Origin of the sequence: Paenibacillus sp. USHLN196 (genome assembly GCF_037144955.1) — a bacterium.
Classification (GTDB): Bacteria; Bacillota; Bacilli; order Paenibacillales; family Paenibacillaceae; genus Paenibacillus; species Paenibacillus xylanexedens_C.
This window is the reverse complement of sequence record NZ_JBBCYH010000023.1, coordinates 1-20,398: the sequence shown is the minus strand read 5'-3', so window position 1 is coordinate 20,398 and position 20,398 is coordinate 1. Positions and strand designations below refer to the sequence as shown.

The 20,398-nt window shown below is 40.4% G+C and carries 15 protein-coding genes and 1 pseudogene; 12 read left to right on the top strand and 4 right to left on the bottom strand.

What is annotated here, in order from left to right:
• The first annotated feature begins 88 nt into the window (after positions 1-88).
• Genes galU through WFI24_RS31570 form a run of 12 tightly spaced genes read left to right on the top strand, consistent with a single transcriptional unit; the run spans position 89 to position 12,527 of the window.
• Positions 89-994 carry a UTP--glucose-1-phosphate uridylyltransferase GalU gene (gene galU, locus WFI24_RS31625; RefSeq protein ID WP_442956287.1) on the top strand — a complete coding sequence of 302 codons (906 nt, stop codon included), beginning with the start codon at positions 89-91 and terminating at the stop codon, positions 992-994.
• 10 nt (positions 995-1,004) lie between these two features.
• Positions 1,005-1,691, top strand: a complete 687-nt coding sequence (locus WFI24_RS31620; RefSeq protein WP_336765768.1) for a sugar transferase — start codon at positions 1,005-1,007, stop codon at positions 1,689-1,691.
• Positions 1,692-1,721: 30 nt separating this feature from the next.
• Positions 1,722-2,663, top strand: coding sequence for a GDP-L-fucose synthase family protein (locus tag WFI24_RS31615; protein WP_336765767.1), 942 nt, complete (start codon positions 1,722-1,724; stop codon positions 2,661-2,663).
• A 14-nt stretch (positions 2,664-2,677) separates the two neighbouring features.
• A complete protein-coding gene (gene gmd, locus WFI24_RS31610; protein WP_336765765.1) occupies positions 2,678-3,676 on the top strand; it encodes a GDP-mannose 4,6-dehydratase in 999 nt (332 codons plus the stop codon).
• 14 nt (positions 3,677-3,690) lie between these two features.
• On the top strand, positions 3,691-5,106 hold the full coding sequence (locus WFI24_RS31605) for an oligosaccharide flippase family protein (RefSeq protein ID WP_336765763.1): 1,416 nt from the start codon (positions 3,691-3,693) through the stop codon (positions 5,104-5,106).
• Positions 5,099-5,908, top strand: coding sequence for a glycosyltransferase family 2 protein (locus WFI24_RS31600; protein WP_336765762.1), 810 nt, complete (start codon positions 5,099-5,101; stop codon positions 5,906-5,908). The genes WFI24_RS31605 and WFI24_RS31600 overlap by 8 nt, the downstream gene beginning before the upstream one ends.
• Positions 5,898-6,791 carry a glycosyltransferase family 2 protein gene (locus WFI24_RS31595; RefSeq protein ID WP_336765761.1) on the top strand — a complete coding sequence of 298 codons (894 nt, stop codon included), beginning with the start codon at positions 5,898-5,900 and terminating at the stop codon, positions 6,789-6,791. Before WFI24_RS31600 ends, WFI24_RS31595 begins: the two co-directional genes overlap by 11 nt.
• Positions 6,788-8,056, top strand: coding sequence for a hypothetical protein (locus tag WFI24_RS31590; RefSeq protein WP_336765760.1), 1,269 nt, complete (start codon positions 6,788-6,790; stop codon positions 8,054-8,056). Before WFI24_RS31595 ends, WFI24_RS31590 begins: the two co-directional genes overlap by 4 nt.
• Positions 8,053-9,336 (top strand): O-antigen ligase family protein, encoded by a 1,284-nt coding sequence (locus WFI24_RS31585; RefSeq protein WP_336765759.1) that lies wholly within the window; start codon positions 8,053-8,055, stop codon positions 9,334-9,336. Before WFI24_RS31590 ends, WFI24_RS31585 begins: the two co-directional genes overlap by 4 nt.
• Before the next feature lie 4 nt (positions 9,337-9,340).
• Positions 9,341-10,597 (top strand): glycosyltransferase family 4 protein, encoded by a 1,257-nt coding sequence (locus WFI24_RS31580; protein ID WP_336765758.1) that lies wholly within the window; start codon positions 9,341-9,343, stop codon positions 10,595-10,597.
• 13 nt (positions 10,598-10,610) lie between these two features.
• Positions 10,611-11,981 (top strand): sugar phosphate nucleotidyltransferase, encoded by a 1,371-nt coding sequence (locus WFI24_RS31575; protein ID WP_336765757.1) that lies wholly within the window; start codon positions 10,611-10,613, stop codon positions 11,979-11,981.
• Positions 11,982-11,993: 12 nt separating this feature from the next.
• Positions 11,994-12,527, top strand: a complete 534-nt coding sequence (locus tag WFI24_RS31570; protein ID WP_336765756.1) for a VanZ family protein — start codon at positions 11,994-11,996, stop codon at positions 12,525-12,527.
• A gap of 18 nt (positions 12,528-12,545) precedes the next feature.
• Here WFI24_RS31570 and WFI24_RS31565 read toward each other — a convergent pair whose 3' ends face one another.
• The 4 genes and pseudogenes from WFI24_RS31565 to WFI24_RS31550 all read right to left on the bottom strand — a co-directional run bounded on the left by WFI24_RS31565 (position 12,546) and on the right by WFI24_RS31550 (position 18,483).
• Entirely contained in the window at positions 12,546-14,339 is a 1,794-nt protein-coding gene (locus tag WFI24_RS31565; protein ID WP_336765755.1) for a glycosyl hydrolase family 28-related protein, read from the bottom strand.
• A 475-nt stretch (positions 14,340-14,814) separates the two neighbouring features.
• Positions 14,815-15,177 (bottom strand): helix-turn-helix domain-containing protein, encoded by a 363-nt coding sequence (locus WFI24_RS31560; protein WP_336765754.1) that lies wholly within the window; start codon positions 15,175-15,177, stop codon positions 14,815-14,817.
• A gap of 1,106 nt (positions 15,178-16,283) precedes the next feature.
• Positions 16,284-17,397 (bottom strand): annotated as a pseudogene (locus WFI24_RS31555) (IS3 family transposase).
• 93 nt (positions 17,398-17,490) lie between these two features.
• A complete protein-coding gene (locus WFI24_RS31550) occupies positions 17,491-18,483 on the bottom strand; it encodes an LCP family protein (RefSeq protein WP_336765753.1) in 993 nt (330 codons plus the stop codon).
• Positions 18,484-20,398: the final 1,915 nt, after the last annotated feature.

Below are 20,398 nucleotides of genomic sequence, written 5' to 3'. Positions count from 1 at the left end.
CGACTCAATCAGTCACACAATCACCTTGAATCTAGCCTATGTTGATTTCTAAATAAACGATTGAAATCAAAAAAATTATACTCGTTTGATGATAGGAGGAAGACTTGTGACAAAAATTAAGAAGGCCATAATTCCCGCAGCGGGTCTGGGCACAAGATTCTTGCCGGCAACGAAAGTGATGCCTAAAGAAATGTTGCCGATCGTTGATAAACCCACGATTCAGTATATCGTGGAAGAAGCTATCGAATCGGGGATTGAAGATATTATTATTGTTACGGGGATTGGAAAAAGAGCGATAGAAGATCACTTTGATCATGCATTTCAATTGGAGCAAAGGTTGTTTGAAGCTCAAAAAATGGATCTATTAAAGGAGGTTCAGCAATCTTCAAAGATGGCGGACATCCATTTCATTCGGCAAAAGGAACCGAAGGGCCTGGGACACGCCGTTTGGTGTGCTCGGAAATTTATCGGAAATGAGCCGTTTGCAGTTTTACTCGGGGATGACATTGTCAGAGCTAACACACCATGTTTACAGCAACTGATGCAACAATATGCCCATACCCAAAGTTCGATCGTTGGCGTGAAAGAAGTTGCGGATAAAGAGGTTAGCCGCTATGGAATAATCGCGCCTGGAGAAGAGCACTCCAATCTATACCATATCAATTATCTGGTAGAAAAGCCTTCACCAGAGCAAGCCCCTTCGAACTTGGCTATCATGGGCCGCTACATACTCACACCTAAGATATTTGACTTCTTAGACAAAATGGAAGTCGGAGTGGGTGGTGAGATCCAGTTAACTGATGCGATCCAGAAGCTGACTCAGGTCGAAAGAGTATACGCCTATCATTACGATGGCATCCGTTATGATGTCGGGGAAAAGTTAGGGTTTATTTTGACCACATTGGATTTTGCTATGATGAGGGAAGAGCTTCGTGGACCGCTGCTGAAAGCGATGGAACAAATACTTGATCAACAACACAATCCGGTAAGTTAGGTATATAGCCATGAATATGAACCTATTAGATAAAGCGTTGGTTGTAGACAAAGTCAATGAAGCGTATAACGTTCCTCTATCGAAGGAACAAGTCCAATATTTAATGTGCAAAAGATCTCTGGATGTGATTCTCTCTTTTTTAGGCCTAATCCTGCTGACCCCTCTATTTCTTCTCTTAGCCATACTGATAAAAGTAGAGGATCCGAAAGGACCAGTATTTTTTTCACAAACCCGAGTTGGTAAAAACGGGAAACTATTTAAAATGTACAAATTTCGTTCAATGGTACGTAATGCTGAGGAAAAATTAAGTGAACTCATTCATCAAAGTGATGTACAAGGTGCAATGTTTAAAATGAAGCATGACCCTCGGATTACGAAAGTTGGGAGAGTGATCCGTAAGTCCAGCTTAGATGAATTGCCGCAACTACTAAATGTATTACGGGGAAACATGAGCCTTGTTGGCCCCAGACCACCCCTGCCTCGAGAAGTTAGTGAATACACTTCCTATGATCTACAGAGGCTTCAAGTTGTCCCTGGGTGTACGGGGCTATGGCAGGTCAGTGGTAGAAATAGTATTGGATTTCAAGAAATGGTGGAATTGGACTTGAAGTATATTCGCGAGCGAACTTTTAAAAAGGATTTATATATTCTACTCAAGACCGTAAAGGTGCTCGTCGGTTCTGATGATGCCTATTAATATGCTAAACCTAAAGGAGAGGTTTTTGGAATGAATCTTGACTCTAAAATTTACATTGCTGGACATTCAGGGCTTGTGGGTTCTGCAATCGTGAGGGCACTCAAGGCACAAGGATATCGGAATTTGATTTTCAGGAGTAGTCAAGAACTGGATTTGCGCGACAAGGAACAGGTGGTTCGTTTCTTTAATGAGACTAATATTGATTTTGTATTTCTCGCTGCTGCTAAAGTAGGTGGGATCGTAGCGAACAACGATTATCCAGCAGACTTTATCCGTGAAAACCTCCAAATTCAAACGAATGTTATTGATACATCTTACCAGTACGGTGTAAAAAAGCTTTTATTTCTTGGCTCTACTTGTATTTATCCAAAGTTTGCTCCTCAACCGCTGCGGGAGGATTACTTGTTGACGGGTGAATTGGAAGAGACAAATGAGGCTTATGCAATTGCAAAAATTGCTGGCATTAAAATGTGTCAGGCCTATAATCGACAATACGGAACGAAGTATATTTCGGTTATGCCTACCAACTTGTATGGTCCGAGGGATAATTTTGATCTGGAAACCTCCCATGTACTACCTGCGCTGTTACGAAAAATACACGAGGCTAAACAGAATCACCTTGGCACGGTCGAAATTTGGGGGTCAGGGAGCCCCCGTAGGGAATTCCTCCACTCCGATGACTTGGCAGATGCTTGTCTATATTTAATGAATCACTATGAAGGAGAGGAAATCGTCAATATCGGCACGGGAGAGGATATTTCCATATATGAATTGGCCAATCACCTCAAATCTATTATTGGATTTGAGGGAGAGTTTGTATTTAACACGACAAGGCCTGACGGAACACCAAGAAAATGGGTAGATGTATCCAAATTAAAGGCGATGGGATGGGCCTCGCAGATCTCCCTTGTTGATGGCTTGAAAGCTACATATGAGTGGTATACCGAACAAGAAAAAATACTTAGTAATTGAGGGGGATCACGCGGATGAAAAGAGCGTTAATTACAGGTGTCACCGGACAAGATGGTTCTTACTTGGCTGAATTTTTGTTAGAAAAGGGTTATAAAGTCTACGGGGTTCGCCGTAGAACAAGCACGCCTAATTATGAGAATGTGCAAAAAATTAAGGATCAAATTGAATGGATATCTGGTGATCTTACGGACATGGCTTCACTGATGGAGGCTGTTCGGATTTCACAGCCTGACGAAGTTTACAATTTGGCAGCTCAGTCCTATGTAGCTGCTTCATGGCCACAACCCCTTGCAACGGCTCATATGACCGCCATTAGTGTGACGAATATGCTAGAAGCTGTTCGTTTAATGAAACCAGATGCGAAATATTATCAGGCATCAAGCAGCGAAATGTTTGGGAAAGTACAGGAAACCCCACAGCGAGAAACTACGCCATTTTATCCTCGCAGTCCATATGGTGTTGCCAAAGTGTATGGACACTGGATTACCGTTAATTATCGTGAAAGTTTTAATATGTTCGCTTGTTCCGGAATTTTGTTTAATCATGAGTCTCCCAGAAGAGGGTTGGAATTCGTAACCCGCAAAGTCACTGACGCTGTCGCACGTATCAAATTGGGGTTACAAACTGACCTTAAAATGGGTAACTTGGACGCTCTTCGTGATTGGGGATTTGCGGGAGATTATGTTAAGGCAATGTGGCTGATGCTGCAGCAGGAGGAGCCTGATGATTATGTCATCGCAACTGGTGAGATGCATTCAGTAAGAGAATTGCTTGAGACTGCTTTCTCCTATGTTGATCTTAATTACCGTGACTATGTGATCATTGATCCTCAGTTTGTTCGTCCTGCAGAAGTGGATCTACTTCTTGGGGAGTGTAACAAAGCCAAGGAACGGCTTGGTTGGGAAATTGAACTTAGTTTTAAACAGCTCATTCACATGATGGTAGACGAAGACTTAAGACGCGTTCAAGCTGAACAAAAATATAATGAGGAATTATCCCGGGTGATGATCTAAGGAGCTCTGTAAAGATGAAAACAAAGCTGAGATTGTTGAACAACCGGGTTATCAATGGTGGCATATGGACATTTATTGGAAGATCCGTGTTTGCTTTCTCAGCACTGGTCACAAATGGACTACTGTCAAGACTGCTAAATACTATGGATTTTGGGACGTATATGCTGGCTTTTAGTATTTCCTTTTTTGGAAATATCGTAGGTATTCTTGGAATTAATCAAAGCATTATTCGATTTACAACGGAGAACCTCCAGCGAAAACGCTATTTCCAAATGAAAAGAGCGGTTCATGCATCATTGTGTATCGCGTTGGCAGGAGCCATAGGAACTGTTATTTTGTACGTTCTGTTTCAGCATTTCGTCCTGAGCCGCTTTATGAATTCATCTCAGCTGGATAACATTGCGCTATTAACTGGACTCTGGATTTTAGCGAATGTAATACAGCAATTTATCGGAGAAACCTTCCGTGGGTTACATGAGATTAAGTATGCTTCCTTATTTGGTGGAGTACTTAGCAACATATTATACATCACATGTCTAATCACAATGATGATTATAGGATCCGGACAATTGGATCTATCTACAGTCATCCTTACGGTGAGCCTATCGCTATTATTAAACTGCATTTTAGGTGGGTGGATTCTTCGTAAGAAACTGAAGTCTTTCCCTAATCATGACCAAGGGACCGTTCTAACTACAGATAAGGTGAAATCTTCAGTTATATTCCGAGTTTCATATCCGATTATGCTTTCAAATGTGGCGATTTTTTTTCTTACTTCCACAGATCTATGGATCTTAGGTGTCTTTCAAAGTGAAGATCAGGTTGCGATCTATGGGGCGGCCGTACGTTTGATTGCGACAATCAATTTTTTTGGAGTTCTCCTCAATCTGGTTTTGTCGACACACATATCTGAGAAGTATGCTAGCGGACAGCTGAATGAACTAGAGAAAACGGGGAAATTAGTAACCTTCATTGTGACTCTTCCAGCCATTTTCCTGGTACTTGTTTTTATGTTTTTGGGCGAAGAGATTCTTGGTGTCTTCTTTGGTTCCTACTATTCCAAAGCAGAGCCAATACTCATTGTACTCAGCATCGGTCAAGTAATTAATTTGCTCGTAGGCCCCTCAGGTTTGATCCTTACGCTTACAGGCAATGAAAGAATGATGCTGAAAATCTCCTTGTTTACAAGCTGCATCACGATAACTGGAGCATGTATTGCAGCGAAATTAGCTGGTCCGGTTGAAGTTGCTATTGTTATGGTAGCTGGATTGGTATTGCAAAACGCAATATTGCTTTATGCGACTAAGAAGAAACTAGGCATCATGATATTTTTCAATCCTTTGCTTATGTGGAAGTATTCTCGTTCTGGTATACGTTTGGTCCGTTTCTGGTTCAAGAAAAAATCAAGGGAGACTATTTTAAATGAATAGAGCGGGAGTACAACCAAGATTAATATCTGGAGGAGTATTCATTTCAATCGTAACGGTTTGTAAAAACAATAAAGAAGGACTTATACGTACTTGGGAAAGCGTTTTGTTACAGGAAACGAATGATTGGGAATGGATTGTTATCGATGGAGTCTCCGTTGATGGAACACTCTCATTTTTGAATGAACTTTCCGATCCAAAGGTCACTTATATTAGTGAACCAGACAAAGGTCTTTATGACGCCATGAACAAAGGCATTGAAAGAAGCTCCGGTCAATATATATTATTTTTGAACTCGGGCGATCAGCTGCAAAATCCCGATGTAATCAATTTAATCAAACATTCAGCAAAGCAAAATAAATGTCCAGATTTCTTATATGGTGATTCGTATGAAATGACTCTACGAAAGGATCTCCTTTATAAACGTGCTAGAACTTATCGGACATTATGGTACGGCATGTTCACAAATCATCAGGCGATGGTGTACAAAAGGTCAAGTATCGGGGACATACGATATCGCCTTGAATATCCGATCGGTGCTGATTATGCATTTACAGCAGAAATACTTCGTACCAGCGCTACTTCCTACTATATTCCGAAATCCATATGTATTTTCGAGCAAGGCGGTCTTTCTTATACACACCAAAAGCGAGGAGAAGAGGATCAATGGTACATCCGCAGGGATATATTGCGATTGTCGTGGCTGCTTAGAGTCCTGATCAAATTACTCCATGTAACTATCTTTCGGTTTAAAAAAAGTTTCCCCAAATACTATGAGAAGGTGCGATTTACATATGGAAAATAAAATCCCGGTTTCTGTCATCATCATGACAAAAAATGAGGAGAAGAACATACGCAAGTGTATAACATCTGTCTCAGATTTTGCTGAAGTATTTGTTGTTGATTCAGGTAGTACGGATAGAACGACCGAGATTGCATCCAATATGGGAGCGAACGTCGTAGATTTCCGTTGGAACGGTCAATACCCTAAAAAGAAACAATGGTGTTTGGATTATCTCCCTTTTCAGCATGAATATGTACTCTATGTGGATGCTGATGAAGAAGTTACTTCTCAGCTTGCGCAGGAAATTAGAACAATTTTCCGAAAGGGCACACTAAATAATGGATACTTTGTAGGTTTTGATCTTGTGTTTATGAACAAAGTGCTCAAGTACGGGCACCGGATGTATAAGCTTGTTTTGTTAAACCGCCACAAAGGTAAATTTCTTGATTATAACGATTTAAATGCCTCAAATATGTGGGAGGTTGAGGGACATTATCAACCGCAAATTGAGGGAGACACAGCCGTTCTGAAAGGAAGCATGGTCCATTACGATCACGACTCGTTGTTTGATTATTTTGCCAAACATAACCGGTACTCGGATTGGGAGGCGGTTGTCCGTTCGAATGGTGCTATGAGCAATTTGAATGAATCCCAAATCTTTATCCGAACTTTCCAAAAACGCATTTTTAATCGAATTCCAATGAAGTGGATGGTGTCATTTCTCCATTCTTATATGATCAAGCTTGGATTCCTCGATGGATCTGCTGGATTCCATTACGCATTTGCTCGTTGTATGTACTACTGGCAAATAGGTATCAAAATGAAAGAAATTGAATTTCATCAGAATCAGCAACGGCGATTGAAACTGGAGTCTGAGCTTAGAAAGGCGCAGGAAGGGATATGAGTTCTAAAACGGCGGTGACGGTGGCAACGCCACGAATTGAGACTGTACTAGTGGGAGGGAAGGCGTGGACTAGTTATGCATTTATTTGCGGACTACTTATTTATGCAGTATACAGTACACCCTTTCCAGCCCAACCAGGTCTTATCGAAGGCATTATTGCCACACTCCTCATCGTTTTCGTTTCCGTTCCAACAGGCATTGTGGTTATGAGTGGTGGGTTTACAATCTACCAAAAATATAACCTTTTCCCGGTTGCGCTTCATATTGGATTCTTTACGATGCTGTGGTTAAGTCTGTTCAACGGAGCGATTGTATATTCTTGGAACGTTGTTGATATCATTCGAGATCTTATCCCATGTGTGTACATATTTGCTCCCTTTTTGCTGCTACCAGCGATGAAGCGATCTAAATTAGATTGGTTCAAGATACTACCTTGGATTTTGTCCATTAACGGAGTGGTATTCGCTATAAGATTTTATTATGAGGCAGGTATCTCTCCGTTAGATGTTGGGAAAATGTATTACTCCGATAATCTTCTATATTTGCCCTATGATCCGAGCGTAAGTTTTGCAAGTATATTTCTTCCCATTATGGCCGTACATACCTGGAAGGGAATTAGCCTATTACGTTGGAGCGGTAGTCTACTTATGCTCGTATCCGGCTTAGTCTCACTCGGTTCCTTGATGGCTGTGGCCCAACGGGCACCACTCGGATTAGCTGTGCTTAGTTATTTTATCTACTTTCTGATCGGGTCTCGGAAATCATTCAAAAAGATAATACTACTCCTTATCACATTGATCTCTGTTTTCATTGTAATGCAGGACCAGTTAGCAAGTACATTCGATTTGCTAATGACCAAACAAGAGGATTACGGAATGAATGGAAAAAATAACGAGATGATCGCTGTACTGCATGAAACTTCTCGGTCTATATACTCTTTGTTTTTCGGAATTGGGTGGGGTGGGCTATTTTATGATCCAACCTATAACGCAGAAGTTTCATTTACTCACTCAGCTATAACCTTCTTTTTGTTAAAAGGAGGAATTATTGGACTATTGGTTTTTCTGTATTATCTGTTATGGATATCTAGAAGAATACTGTTGAATATGACAATTAGCAAACTTCCATATAGTTTGTCGGTTATTGTCCCACTTACCATCGGCTTAATATTTCAGCCAACGTTTAAGACACTTTCATATGGAATGGTGCTTACATTCCTGTGTCTACTGTTTCCCAATTCACATACAAGGAGGCAGGAATCGTGAACCAGAAAACTGTCATGCATGTTAGTCTAACCTCTCTTCATATGCTGGACTTCAGAAAGAATGTTCTTGGCAGTTTAGCCTTTATCATCGCGCTGCTAAGCTATTCCCTTTTTAGTGCTCCTTTTCCAGTGAAGATGGGCATTGCAGAAATATTAATTGGAGGCCTTCTAGTTTTATTTGTGTCCATACCGACAGGACTTATTGTAATGACGGGAGGATTTACGCTTTATCAGAGATATCATACTTTACCAATGTGGCTTCATATGGGGTTTTTCCTTCTCTTATGGTGGGGATTATTTAACGGTGGGATTATCGAAGGATGGAATGTTACAGATATTGTTCGTGATATCATCCCTTGTGTTTATTTGTTCGTTCCCATGCTGCTACTTCCTGCGATGCAGCGATCCGGAGTAAATTGGCTACAATTTCTCCCATGGATCATAGCCATTATGGGGGTCATCTTGTCCTTGCGATTTTACCAGGTCGCTCAAATCTCACCACTGGATGTAGGCAAAATGTATTATTTTGATAACTTCTTATACTTATCATATGATCCCTCTGTAATTTTTGCCGGTATCTATTTACCGCTAATGGCCGTTCATACCTGGAAAAGCAATAAACTTATCCGTTGGTTAGGAAGTCTTATTATGGTATTAGGTGGCTTCTTGGCACTTGGATCATTAATGGCCGTTGCGCAACGGGCTCCACTAGCACTGGCTGCCCTTTGTTTCGGCGTATATTTGCTAGTTGTTACACGTCAGTCTTTTAAAAAGCTGCTGTTCCTGATCTTGTTACTCGTAGGAATAGGTTTTTTTGCCCAGGATCAAATTCAAAATTCATACCAATTGCTTGTTGATAAGCAGGAGAGTTTCGGTGCTAATGGCAAAACGGATGAGCTTGCAGCCGTTTTGAAGGAGACTTCCCAGTCACCTTTCACATTATTGTTTGGTGTGGGATGGGGAGGGGTTTTCCATGACCCTGCTGTAGACAATATGCAGGTTACTTACACGCATTCAGCACTTACCTTCTTTATGCTTAAGGGAGGAATTGTAGGTGTAATTATATTCCTTTCTTATTTGTTATGGATTTGTAGAAATCTTCTTCAGGGCTTTTCCATAAGTAAATTTCCGCTGATACTAGCATGCGTTGTCCCCATTTTCATCGGCCTTTTATTTCAAGTGAGTTATAAGACCCTTTCATACGGCATGATACTCACATTAGTATGTCTTCTCTTCGATGCAAAAAAGTTGAAAATGAAAACAATAAATGAGCAAGGGTGATGATATGTCCAAGAAAAAGATTGTATTTGTGGCGAGCTACTTTTATCCGGACTATGCTTCAACGGGGCAGCTTCTAACAGAGCTGTGTCTAGAATTACAGCATCATTTTGACATTACAGTCATTGCAGTGCAACCCGAAGTAGATGTGGCACCATCCAGAACTAACAAAAAGAAATTATTTGAGGAAGATTATTTAGAACAGATTCGAATTGTTAGATTAAAAGCACCCTCGGTTGATAAAACGAATAAACTTAGCCGAATCAAGTTTATCGTATCTTATTTTATTTTGGCTTTAGTCGCGCTATTGAAACAGCGTGAGGTCGACTTGATTTACACGATTTCATCACCACCTATCATCGGGGGCTTAATCGGAGCTATTGGAAAATTAATGAGGAGAAGTAAGCTCGTATACAATATCCAGGATTTTAATCCTGAACAGGCAGAGGCCATCAGTTATACACGCCAGAAGTGGTTGTTCAAAATAGCCAAAAGTCTGGACAATATTAGCTGCCGTGCCTCCAATCACATCATTACAGTCGGTAAGGATATGCAGGAAACACTGGTTTATCGTTTCCGTGGAAGCCGGGTTCCAGTTAATAGTGTGATAAATAACTGGACGGATGAAGAGGATATTGTTCCTCTGCAGCGAGATCATCCTAAAATCAAACAATTTTTGGCGGAACATCAGCTTGAGAATAAGTTTATCGTTATGTATTCCGGGAATCTTGGTCTTTACTATGACTTGGAAAATATTATACAGATTACGAGTGATTTTAGGGATGATCCCGAGTTTATGTTTGTCTTTATTGGAGAGGGCGGAGTCAAAGGGAAAATGGAACAATACGTTAAGAAGCATGGAATTTCTAATGTATTGTTCCTCCCATTCCAGCCGAAAGACAAAATCAAATATACCCTTAATGCGGCGCATGTACATTTGGTTGTCAATCAGAAAGGGATTAAAGGGGTTTCTGTCCCAAGTAAAATATATGGTGTGATGGCAGCTGGCAAGCCAATCATTGGTGTTCTTGAGAAAGGGAGTGAGGCATCGACATTAATTGAGAACAGCGGTTGTGGCGTCGTAGTTGAGCCTCAATCTTATCGGGAGTTGGCTCGGAGTATAGAAACTATAGCACAAATGAATCGGGATATGTTGGATCAAGTAGGGCTAAAAGGTAGGACGTATTTGGAAAATCATTTGGCCAAAAAGACGGCGATTGAAAAGTATAAGCACTTGCTTCAAATGGTTTCCAACAATGGTTGAGGGGGATAATTCCATGAAAATCATTTTATTATCGGGTGGATCCGGCAAACGTCTGTGGCCGCTTTCTAATGACCTTAGATCCAAGCAGTTCTTGAAGGTTCTCTCTGGAACTCGGGGTGAACCTGAGTCTATGGTGCAAAGGATTTGGAAACAACTCACGGAGTCCAGTTTAGATAAATCAGTCTTTATAACTACTGGAAGGGCTCAAGTCGATATGGTACATAGTCAGCTTTCAAGTCATGTTCCGATCATTGTAGAGCCGGAACGGAGAGATACATTTCCCGCAATTGCTCTTGCATCTGTTTATTTATATTCCATTGCTAACGTTGACTTAAATGAAACAGTCGTTGTATTGCCAGTAGACTCCTATGTTGATAATAGCTTTTTTGAAACAGTTAAAGGATTGGACCGCATTCTGGAAACGTCCGGAGCTGACATAGCGCTTGTTGGTGCAAAGCCCACATACCCATCTGAAAAATACGGATATATTATTCCTCGTGCTGAGAAAAAGACGGGGGAATCGTTCCAGCGAGTGGCTTTTTTCAAAGAAAAACCCCAAGAAGACCAAGCCCAACAGTATATTGAGCAAGGCGCTCTTTGGAATTGTGGTGTTTTTGCTTTTAAGTTGAACTATTTGATTCAAATGCTCATTGAAAAGCGCGTCTCTATTCAATATGAGGAACTATCAAAGCAATATGCGAATTTATCTAAAATCAGCTTTGATTACGAGGTCACGGAGAAAGCAAAACATGTGGTAGTTGCGTCTTACGAAGGAGATTGGAAGGATCTAGGCACATGGAATACGCTGACTGAACATATGGGTAGCGCGATAACTGGTCATGGATTTATCAGTCATGATTCTGTTGGTTCGCACCTGGTTAACGAGCTAGATATCCCGGTAGCTGTTCTTGGACTGTCTCATATTGTCGTTGCAGCTAGTCCAGATGGAATATTAGTAACAGAGAAGTCAGCTAGCCCAAGACTCAAAGAGTTTATTCAACATATCGATCAGAGACCGATGTATGAGGAAAGAAGATGGGGATCGTACCGTGTTTTAGATTATCAGAAATGTAACGATAACCATGAAGTTTTGACAAAACGAATACGTATTCATTCAGGAAAAAATTCAAGTTATCATTATCATTTATATCACGATGAATTTTGGACTTTCCTTTCAGGTAGCGGTGAAGTGATTATTCAAGATCAGTTACAGCATGTAAAAGCAGGGGATGTTTTGAAAATTCCTGCTGGTACCTTGCATAGCATTCGGGCAATCGAACACATCGAGTTAATTGAAGTTCAATCGGGTACGAGTGTCACGGAAGAGGACACCGTGAGGCTAACACTTCATTGGGCTGAGATGGTTCAATCAGTGGTGTACTAGGAGAGTGAAACGTTGTTAAGGAAATTGAAGCCATCCAAAGGGAAAATAATCGTGTATAGTTTTATCGCCATTATCTGGGCTGGGTTTATATTTACAATGTCATCTCAGACTTATGTTCAGCAAGATATCCAGCCCCTGTTACAAAGACACCTGCCGATTTACCGGATCGAGGAATCACTATCAACCCTGGAGTTCAACTATGGAGGTGAATCGATCAGTATGCGCGAATCCGGAGCGGCAGGTTTGACCGAATTTATCATTCGTAAGGCGGCACATTTGTTCGAGTACATTGTGTTTTCTTGGATTTTACTTCAATTGTTTTATCGGGGATTTTGTTTATCTATTCTTTATTCCGCGCTTATCGCGATAGTGGTTTGTTTTGTTTATGCGGGATCTGATGAGTTTCATCAAATATTCGTAGAAGGTAGAAATCCCAAGTTGGCAGATGTCATATTAGATACAACAGGTGCTGTTTTAGGAGTATCCATTGCCAGTTTTCTTGGTTTTTCTAAAATGCGTAAAAGTCAAAGACTTACGATAAATTAAATTCAATAGGCTGACTTTTTAACCGATGGATACCCATTCATAGTTATCTGCAGCATTCTTTTTACAAATATACAGCATATCTGAAACCCCGCTACCGCCTTCAATTCTAATTATTTTTCCTCTATATTCTATGCTGGGATTAGGCAATTTACTCGTTGGAGTAATGGTCAGCTCAGCTGTTTCTGAGACTGTTGCAATGAGTTTGGAAACAGCTGTCGATTCAGCCCCATACGGAATCTGGTTTACAATGTTTGGAAGTACATAAACAGCATAGATGTTAAAATCGACTGGTTCATAAACCACAATGTCGACGATATTAGTTGACTGCTTTCTAAGTGTTTTATTGATTGTGAATCGTTCTGATCCACTTGGAAGAATTAGCGTTAGATCATTCGTATCCCCACCGAGGTCAACAAAAACTGGAGATGACTTATGAGCATTGTTACTTCCAACCAGTACAAAAGTGTAAAAATCATATTTGTCTAGCTGCTCGCTGGTGTACATTCTGAGCTTCTGCTTTCCATTAGATAAACTTTGTTTGATTCTACATCCAGAAGGGGAAAGTTGAGCAAAAGTAAAACCATGATCGGCTTCAACAGGAGATTCTGTTGGGGAGGAGGAAAAAAGACCGGGATTTTTCAGTAGATTAGTCCCTGATTCTCCGATAACAGGAACAGTTCTTCTTTCTGTCAGATAGAATGAGTCTCTAAACGGTGTATTGTCTTCAAAGTTCATAACCACGACGCAGCCAACAGGATCTAAAATGACGGGACCGTGTGTAGTATCAGGATGATTAGATTGCACACGGTAATTACGAGGTCCCACAATGATAGTAGTCGAACTAGTTGATTCAGGGTCAACAGTGACGATGTAGCCTTTGTTAGGATTATAATCCGTTATGGCGTAGTGATCGAGTCTGCAGCCATCTATGATGACTTTCGATGAATGATTGTAAATTCCAACGAAGGTTTCATACGTTGCTTCTGCATGAGATTCTAGGATAGAGATAGAGTGGGAATTATCGAGTTTAATTAAAGGAGCTGTCATCTTACTGTTGGCTGCCTGTGCCTCGATTTTGACCATCTCTTCTGTTCTTCCAGCGGAAGGGTTCGCTGGGGGAACGTATTGCTCTGATCTTTCAAATGCGGTAGATGTTATATGAACGCCATGGCTATTAACTATCTCCAGATGTGGGTAATTACGAACAGATCGTGAAAAGAAACAGTTATTAAATTCCGTACATAATACAATATCCTCTAATTTTACACCTGTACCTAAATAACCAGTCTCTTGCCAAAAACGGCAGTTTCGAAATGATAACATGTATGAACCGTAGCCTTCCATACTTGTCCCCGAACGCATACCCTGAATATAGATACCGTACTTCCCTTCACCGCAGGCACTGGAGAAGAATCTCTCAAACATTTGATGAGCCCCTTGAGGAAGACATATTCCTCCTCCATTGGCATGGTTGATATAGAAGTCTTGAAAAAGAATGGTCTCAGCTAAGTCCTTATCCGAAAATATTGCGTAGTTTGAGCCGGTATAAATAAGGCCGCTGTCATACATTCCATCGCCGATCATTTTAAATCCTGTCCCCTGAGTTGCACTAGTATTTGGCCTCGCTTGTTCGGGCAGTAACAGTGTCTTGGTGATTTTGTATCTTCCCCTAGGAAGATACACTGTGGTATAAGCCCCAGAGGCACATGCATTTATTGCCTTCTGTATTGCAGCTGTATCATCAGTTTTCCCATTTCCCTTTGCACCGTAGTCTTTTACGTTAGCACGGTAATCGGTGAAAAAATTAGCCATACTCCTCACCATCCCTTTTTAAAAAAATAGAAATGCCTTATACCATTTCTGATGTAACAGCATATTCGCTCAAATTATGGTTTGTACTGGTTAAATACATGAATTATTCATGCTATGTGGCTAATATTTTTGCATCCCTTTGGTCATTAGAAATTTTTTGTGAAATTATATCAATAGAGAATAAATAAACATGTCTAAAAGTGTTGCGTAAGGTTAACAGACTTAATGATTTAGTTTATTAATCCTGATTTGAGAATGGTTTTGAATTCTATTGGCACGATTTACATAACGCGGATGGCCATGGTTTTATTTATGATGGCTGGAGCAACATATAATATAGTAAACCATTTAAAGATGAAGGAGTGCTTGATAAGGTGTTGCTTTTTTATGGTATAAAGGGAGAGAAAATTAATTGCATGAAGTCCTTAGTTTGATGAGAGGAGCTTGATCAAAGAATGATAAAATTTTATTTAGTTCAACCTCGTTCAAATCGCATAAAAGCGATAAAACGTTTGGCTTCCTCTTCGGTTAAGGTATTTCCGTCGATCGTTAAGTTAAAATTCTTCAGCAAGTCCTCATCAGATAGTTCAAGCTGATCCAGAAAATCTTCTACTTCCGGATCCATAATAACATTGGGCTGCTTAGTGCGGCCGACGAGATAATCGATTGATACGTTAAACTTTTCAGCGAGCTTTGTGAGAATTTTAAAATCGGGTTTTCGGCGGCTCTTTTCATAGTGGGAGAGAGCAGATCTTGTAATACCTATGGAATGGGCCAATTCCTCCTGGGTCCAGTTTCGTTGGTCCCGCAATTCTGCGATGCGATTACCTTGATTCATAAATTAATCTCCTCCGATCACCTGGAAAAATCCAATTAATTAGAAACGAACACCGCAAGTTTGCAACAAGGGTGTTAACATTTATACCAATTGTAGGGGTTTCACGATTATTATAATGACATAAGATTTATATAATGCGTTTATCATTTTATCAAGACGGGAACGAAACGTCTATGTTTCGGTTAACTCGTCCTAAAATTCCTACGTTACTTGTCTAATTGTCATTTCTTATACCCCCTTGCGAGTTGTCTGAAGCCTCGGAAAGGTACAAACTTTTAGTTATAGACAAGACTTTATTATTGTATTCCCTCATCGCAAAGGAAGACACCGGCAATCACACACAGTCCTGCAGAAGATACGGCCTTCATATAAACACATATAAAATTGCGACCTAGTAACGGATATCGACATACATTTTTAATATCAAGAATAATTGATAGTTTTCTAAATGGGAATAGTCGTATTTTATTATATTTACACAAGAGTCATGATTCTTGGTTTAGAAAGTGAGCAAACTGTGCCGGCTCGGAGAAGGGTTTTAATCAGAAAAACAAGCATCAGAAGCCTGTGCAATTTGCGATAGGCAAGCACATCCCCCAGCGCTCTAAAAGAGGTACATTCTAGGGAAATGTTTGGGCATGAGGAGATGGATACGGTGGTCTACGGTGTGGAAAAGTAGGGGCTTCGTGGCTACATTCATCGAACAGATAACACAGCAATTCACATACGGATCGCACAGCCTTGGTTTATGGAGACCGCTTTTGGGGTGCCTACTTCACAAGACTCTTCTGAGGTATTCCTGATAGATACAGCTGACCATGCAATGAGTTTGCCTGTTATATGAACCTGGAGGACACTCATGGTCCACAGGTGTATTCCGATGATCCCGTATTCATGACCAATCATTTCGTGGTCTGTGATTAATTAAATCCAGTAAATGGCGAGTTTTTCATCTCCAAATTGAGTGGTTCAATATCTTAAATAAAAAAAAGAGTCTGTGCATATCGTGCACAGGCTCCTTACCTTTAGGGGGAAACTCTCGCAGCAAGCTGTCTTAGTTCACTTGACCCGCGTTGCCAAGACTTGGCTGGATTGTCAACAGAAAATTAGACAGCTTTTTTAATGGCTTCTTGGCGATACTGAACTGGTGTCATATATCCCAGTGTTCCGTGAATTCGGTGATGGTTAAACCAGTTTACATAGTCATATAACTCCAACTCCAGATGACGAAGACTCTGAAAATTCACCTGATGAATAAACTCTGTTTTCATGACTTTGTAGGTCGCTTCTGCCACCGCATTGTCGTAGGGGCAGCCCTTTTTGCTAAGAGATCGGCCGATGTCAAAGGTCTCCAGAAGCTCATCCATCTTTTCATTTTTAAATTCACTGCCTCGGTCTGTATGAAACCACTGAATGTGACGCAGATTTCCCTTCACGGTAGAAAAGGAACGGGAAACCAGCGCAGCGTCCTTATTTGACCTGCACTATGACCAATAATCTCTCAATTGAACAGGTCAATGAGTACACAAATGTAATGCCACCTGTTCTGGACTTTCACATAGGTCAGATCACTGACCACGAAACGTTTGAGCTCGTTTTGTCCGAACTCCCGATGTAGGACATTTGCCGTATTCGCTTCGTTACATGTCGTTTTATGAGGTTTATACTGAGCCACGGTGTACGTGGAAACCAGGCCTTGTTCTTTCATGATCCGGCCAATCTTGCGTCTAGAAATGCTGAAGCCTTGATCCTGAAGCTTGATTTTGATCTTACGGGTGCTGTAGGCTTTTGGTTTTTGTGAAAAATATCCACAATGGCTTCCATGAGATTCTCTTCTTTAGGCTGTTCTTTTGGTTCATAATAGAATGTACTTCTTGCGATCTGCAGGACGGCACACATTGCTGATACCGAGTATTTATCACGGTTATTCTGGATGATAGCTACTTTCGTCCCATGATCAGCGCGGCTTGCTTTAAAATGTCATTCTCCATTTTCAAACGCTGATTCTCTTTTCGTAAAGCATTCAGCTCATTTTCTTCGGTGAACGATTTGAAGGAACCTGAGGTCTGGGACTGCTTGATCCAGCGATCTAAAGCGGGGAGGCTGAGAGGTTATACTCCTCGACAATGGCGGTTCTGGGTTTTCCGTTTTCATAGAGCTGAACATTTGTTTTTTGAATTCTGCTGTAAAAGTACGTCGTTGTTGTTGTTGTTTTGGCATTGTAGGGATCCGCTCCTTAGCATGATAGATTTATTCTACAAGCCCTTATTTTTTCTGTCCAACTTAGTGTAGACGATTCACTAGACAAATCCGTCAATTTATATTTTTAGGATGCAAAAGTTCCTCATCATTGGAGTTACTTAACCAGCTTGATATAAGATCTTGTACGTACTCTAAATCTTTAGGATCAATATCATAATACCAAGTATTTCCTCTCATTTTTCCGTTTCCTTGAATCATGTAATTTTCAAATGTAGGAGGAGAGTCCTTTAAATAGACGTTCTCTGCTAAGTTCAAAATAAATTCAGAATCCATATTAGTAGCAAAGTTAGAACCAGCCAGATCTATTAATTCAGGTATTTTAGAAATGTTTTTAAACTCCAAAACTTTATCCATCAAAGAACTGATAAAAATACGTTGACGCTCGGTACGTTTATAATCAGAATCTCCACGATAACGGACATAGCTTAACGCATCTGGACCATAATACATTGGCTTATTAGCCTCTACTCTTAAGCCTTCATTGTTTAGAAATGCTTCTGTTATGGGAAGTTTAACTCCGCCTATTGCGTCAACAATATCCTTCAGCCCGTTAAAATTAACTACAGCATAGTAATTCACTTTGTTTTTCAGAAGATTCTCAACGGTATCTATACTCATTTTCGCCCCACCATGAGCATATGCAGAGTTTATCTTTGATGTTACATCTCTTCCTATTATATTGGTATAAGAATCTCTAGGGATAGAGAGTAGTAGTATTTTACCATCTTTAGGTCGTATTACAGAATAAATAATTGAATCTGATCGACTAGGTTCCTCTTTACGTTGGTCGATACCAAGCAGTAGTAAAGAAAAAGGTTCACTCACTTCTAATATAGGGATCTTGTTTTCCTTCCCGACTGGTTTGTAAGATTTATCCAGAGTAGTTTTGACTTCTTTTTTTAACACTGCATTGAAACCGACCACAGATAGCTCCTTTCTATACCAATAGCTAATGCCAGCCAGAAGAATAAGGGTTATCAGAGAAATTATCGCCCACTTTTTGTTGAATTTTCTACGTTTATTATTTTGCTTTTTTGATACCATGAATTATTCCACTCCTTCTAAATAATCAATACGAATGGAAAGCGGGTTCTAAGAGGAAGAATTCATTCCTTAATGAAGACGAGTTGTCAAACCAAGTGCAACAGATCCTCTAAAAGATTCCTCAGAGGTTCTCCAACCTAAGCGTTTCGTGGTCTGATGAGATGAAGGGTTCTTTCTTTGTCTGCATCGGTAATGCGAGCGAAATCCGTCCCATAGGGAAAGAACTCTCTCAGCAAGCCATTGGCGTTCTCATTTAGAGCTAAGCTGCAAGGAAGAGTTACGAATCAGCATAGTAGACTTGAACGTCATAGGAAGGTTCTAGGCTCAATAATAGGCAAACTCCTTGCTCGGTCAGCTGTGGTGGTTCTTGAAGACGCCGACAGGGTACCGTAAGGCTACACCATAGGCTATCTTCATGGATAGCGCCGTGCGATCTGGCATCTGAATCATAGATACAGACGTATCTTGCACTCGACAAAGGTAGGTATACACGACGGTATCCATTTCCCGGTGCCAAACATTTCATGAAAACAGCAAATTTTTGGACCTTTTGAAACGGGCGTACCTACCCGGAAACGTGCCGCGGGTTTCTGACGAGTGACTTGTGCCCTAAGTATAGTAAGCGTACCTTTACTCAGCAAACTTGTTTACAGACAACAATAAATGGCTTTGAAACATACTATACGTTGTCCTTCTTGACACAACTGTTCTGCGATAATTAACCTTGAATCGCGAGATTCTGAGTTACAATTAATGAAAGTTCAAGCTCTTGTTGAGCTGAGGCGAACGAATGGAACACTGATCCACTTCAACCATTCCATTGAGCTGAATCGTTTAAGTTTTGGGAACTAAAGGATATTGATTAAGCAATTTCTGTTTATGTACGTACGCGTTTTGAGGCCGATTCTCAAAACGTTATGCATAAAAACGCGAGATAAAGCGCACATATTGGGTTGAGGTTAGCCAAGAGGTAAACCAGGAAAAAATATGGATATTCCCATAAATTTGTTTGATAAGATATCGAAGTCGACATGAGAAAAAACGAGAGGAATGAAGCAACGCCTTTCGATTACTACATTGATCTCGATTTGGTCCATATTTTTACTTTCGTCAATCATTTAATGCGTAATCAGCCTTTTTAGGTTTTGTGGAAGCATAACATAGGAAAGCGATTACAAACAGAGTGTGGATAAGACACCTAATTATTTCTATGAAGGAGCACACTACACTATTGCTTTCCTTTTTCATAAGGCGGTTTGTTTTCAGACTAAGAGGGCTACAGCTATCAGGATCCGGATGTGGGTAAGCAATTGGTCCAGCAAAAAAGACAAATTTCTGTTGAATATATTATCGCACATAAACGAGACGCAGAAAAGAAAAGAATCAGAAGCTTTGTTTCCTACTAGTTGTGGTGAAACTGACCAAAGTACAATAGAGGGAAACCTAACAATGATCGAAAGTTCGATACAAATAGATACTTAGTTAAGTCGTATGAGGAGGTGTTCGATTTCCAGACAGCTTTAAATGAAGACATCATTGGAATTATGCAGAGCTATATGTGTGAAATTAGTTTGATAATCTGCTTTTGTAATAAACATTTATATGTAATACATCTCCAAAAAACACCTAGAAGACAAGAATAGCTTTTTGATGTTTCATTCTTAATTAATTTTTGTGCTGAGCGATCATTCCTCTCACATATTCTATGCATTACCCGAAACCTTAGTTATATCCACACTTTTAGAATTAGCTTCATGCACATACTATCATTGTAACAAAACATAAATCCGAAAAGATTACAGCCACAGTAGTAGCCGGAAGCAAAGCTGGAGAGTATATCGTGACGTATCATAACGGAGGACAAGAAACAGTGAAAACACTTACTGTAGCCTTCGTAGTCCAAGCTTCGCCTGTG

Coding starts and splice junctions, on each gene's coding strand:
- WFI24_RS31600 (WP_336765762.1), top strand. CDS start 5,099: ATGAATAGAGCGGGAGTACAACCAAGATTAATATCTGGAGGAGTATTC.
- WFI24_RS31615 (WP_336765767.1), top strand. CDS start 1,722: ATGAATCTTGACTCTAAAATTTACATTGCTGGACATTCAGGGCTTGTG.
- WFI24_RS31590 (WP_336765760.1), top strand. CDS start 6,788: ATGAGTTCTAAAACGGCGGTGACGGTGGCAACGCCACGAATTGAGACT.
- gmd (WP_336765765.1), top strand. CDS start 2,678: ATGAAAAGAGCGTTAATTACAGGTGTCACCGGACAAGATGGTTCTTAC.
- WFI24_RS31565 (WP_336765755.1), bottom strand. CDS start 14,339: ATGGCTAATTTTTTCACCGATTACCGTGCTAACGTAAAAGACTACGGT.
- WFI24_RS31550 (WP_336765753.1), bottom strand. CDS start 18,483: ATGGTATCAAAAAAGCAAAATAATAAACGTAGAAAATTCAACAAAAAG.
- WFI24_RS31575 (WP_336765757.1), top strand. CDS start 10,611: ATGAAAATCATTTTATTATCGGGTGGATCCGGCAAACGTCTGTGGCCG.
- WFI24_RS31560 (WP_336765754.1), bottom strand. CDS start 15,177: ATGAATCAAGGTAATCGCATCGCAGAATTGCGGGACCAACGAAACTGG.
- WFI24_RS31605 (WP_336765763.1), top strand. CDS start 3,691: ATGAAAACAAAGCTGAGATTGTTGAACAACCGGGTTATCAATGGTGGC.
- galU (WP_442956287.1), top strand. CDS start 89: ATGATAGGAGGAAGACTTGTGACAAAAATTAAGAAGGCCATAATTCCC.
- WFI24_RS31595 (WP_336765761.1), top strand. CDS start 5,898: ATGGAAAATAAAATCCCGGTTTCTGTCATCATCATGACAAAAAATGAG.
- WFI24_RS31580 (WP_336765758.1), top strand. CDS start 9,341: ATGTCCAAGAAAAAGATTGTATTTGTGGCGAGCTACTTTTATCCGGAC.
- WFI24_RS31620 (WP_336765768.1), top strand. CDS start 1,005: ATGAATATGAACCTATTAGATAAAGCGTTGGTTGTAGACAAAGTCAAT.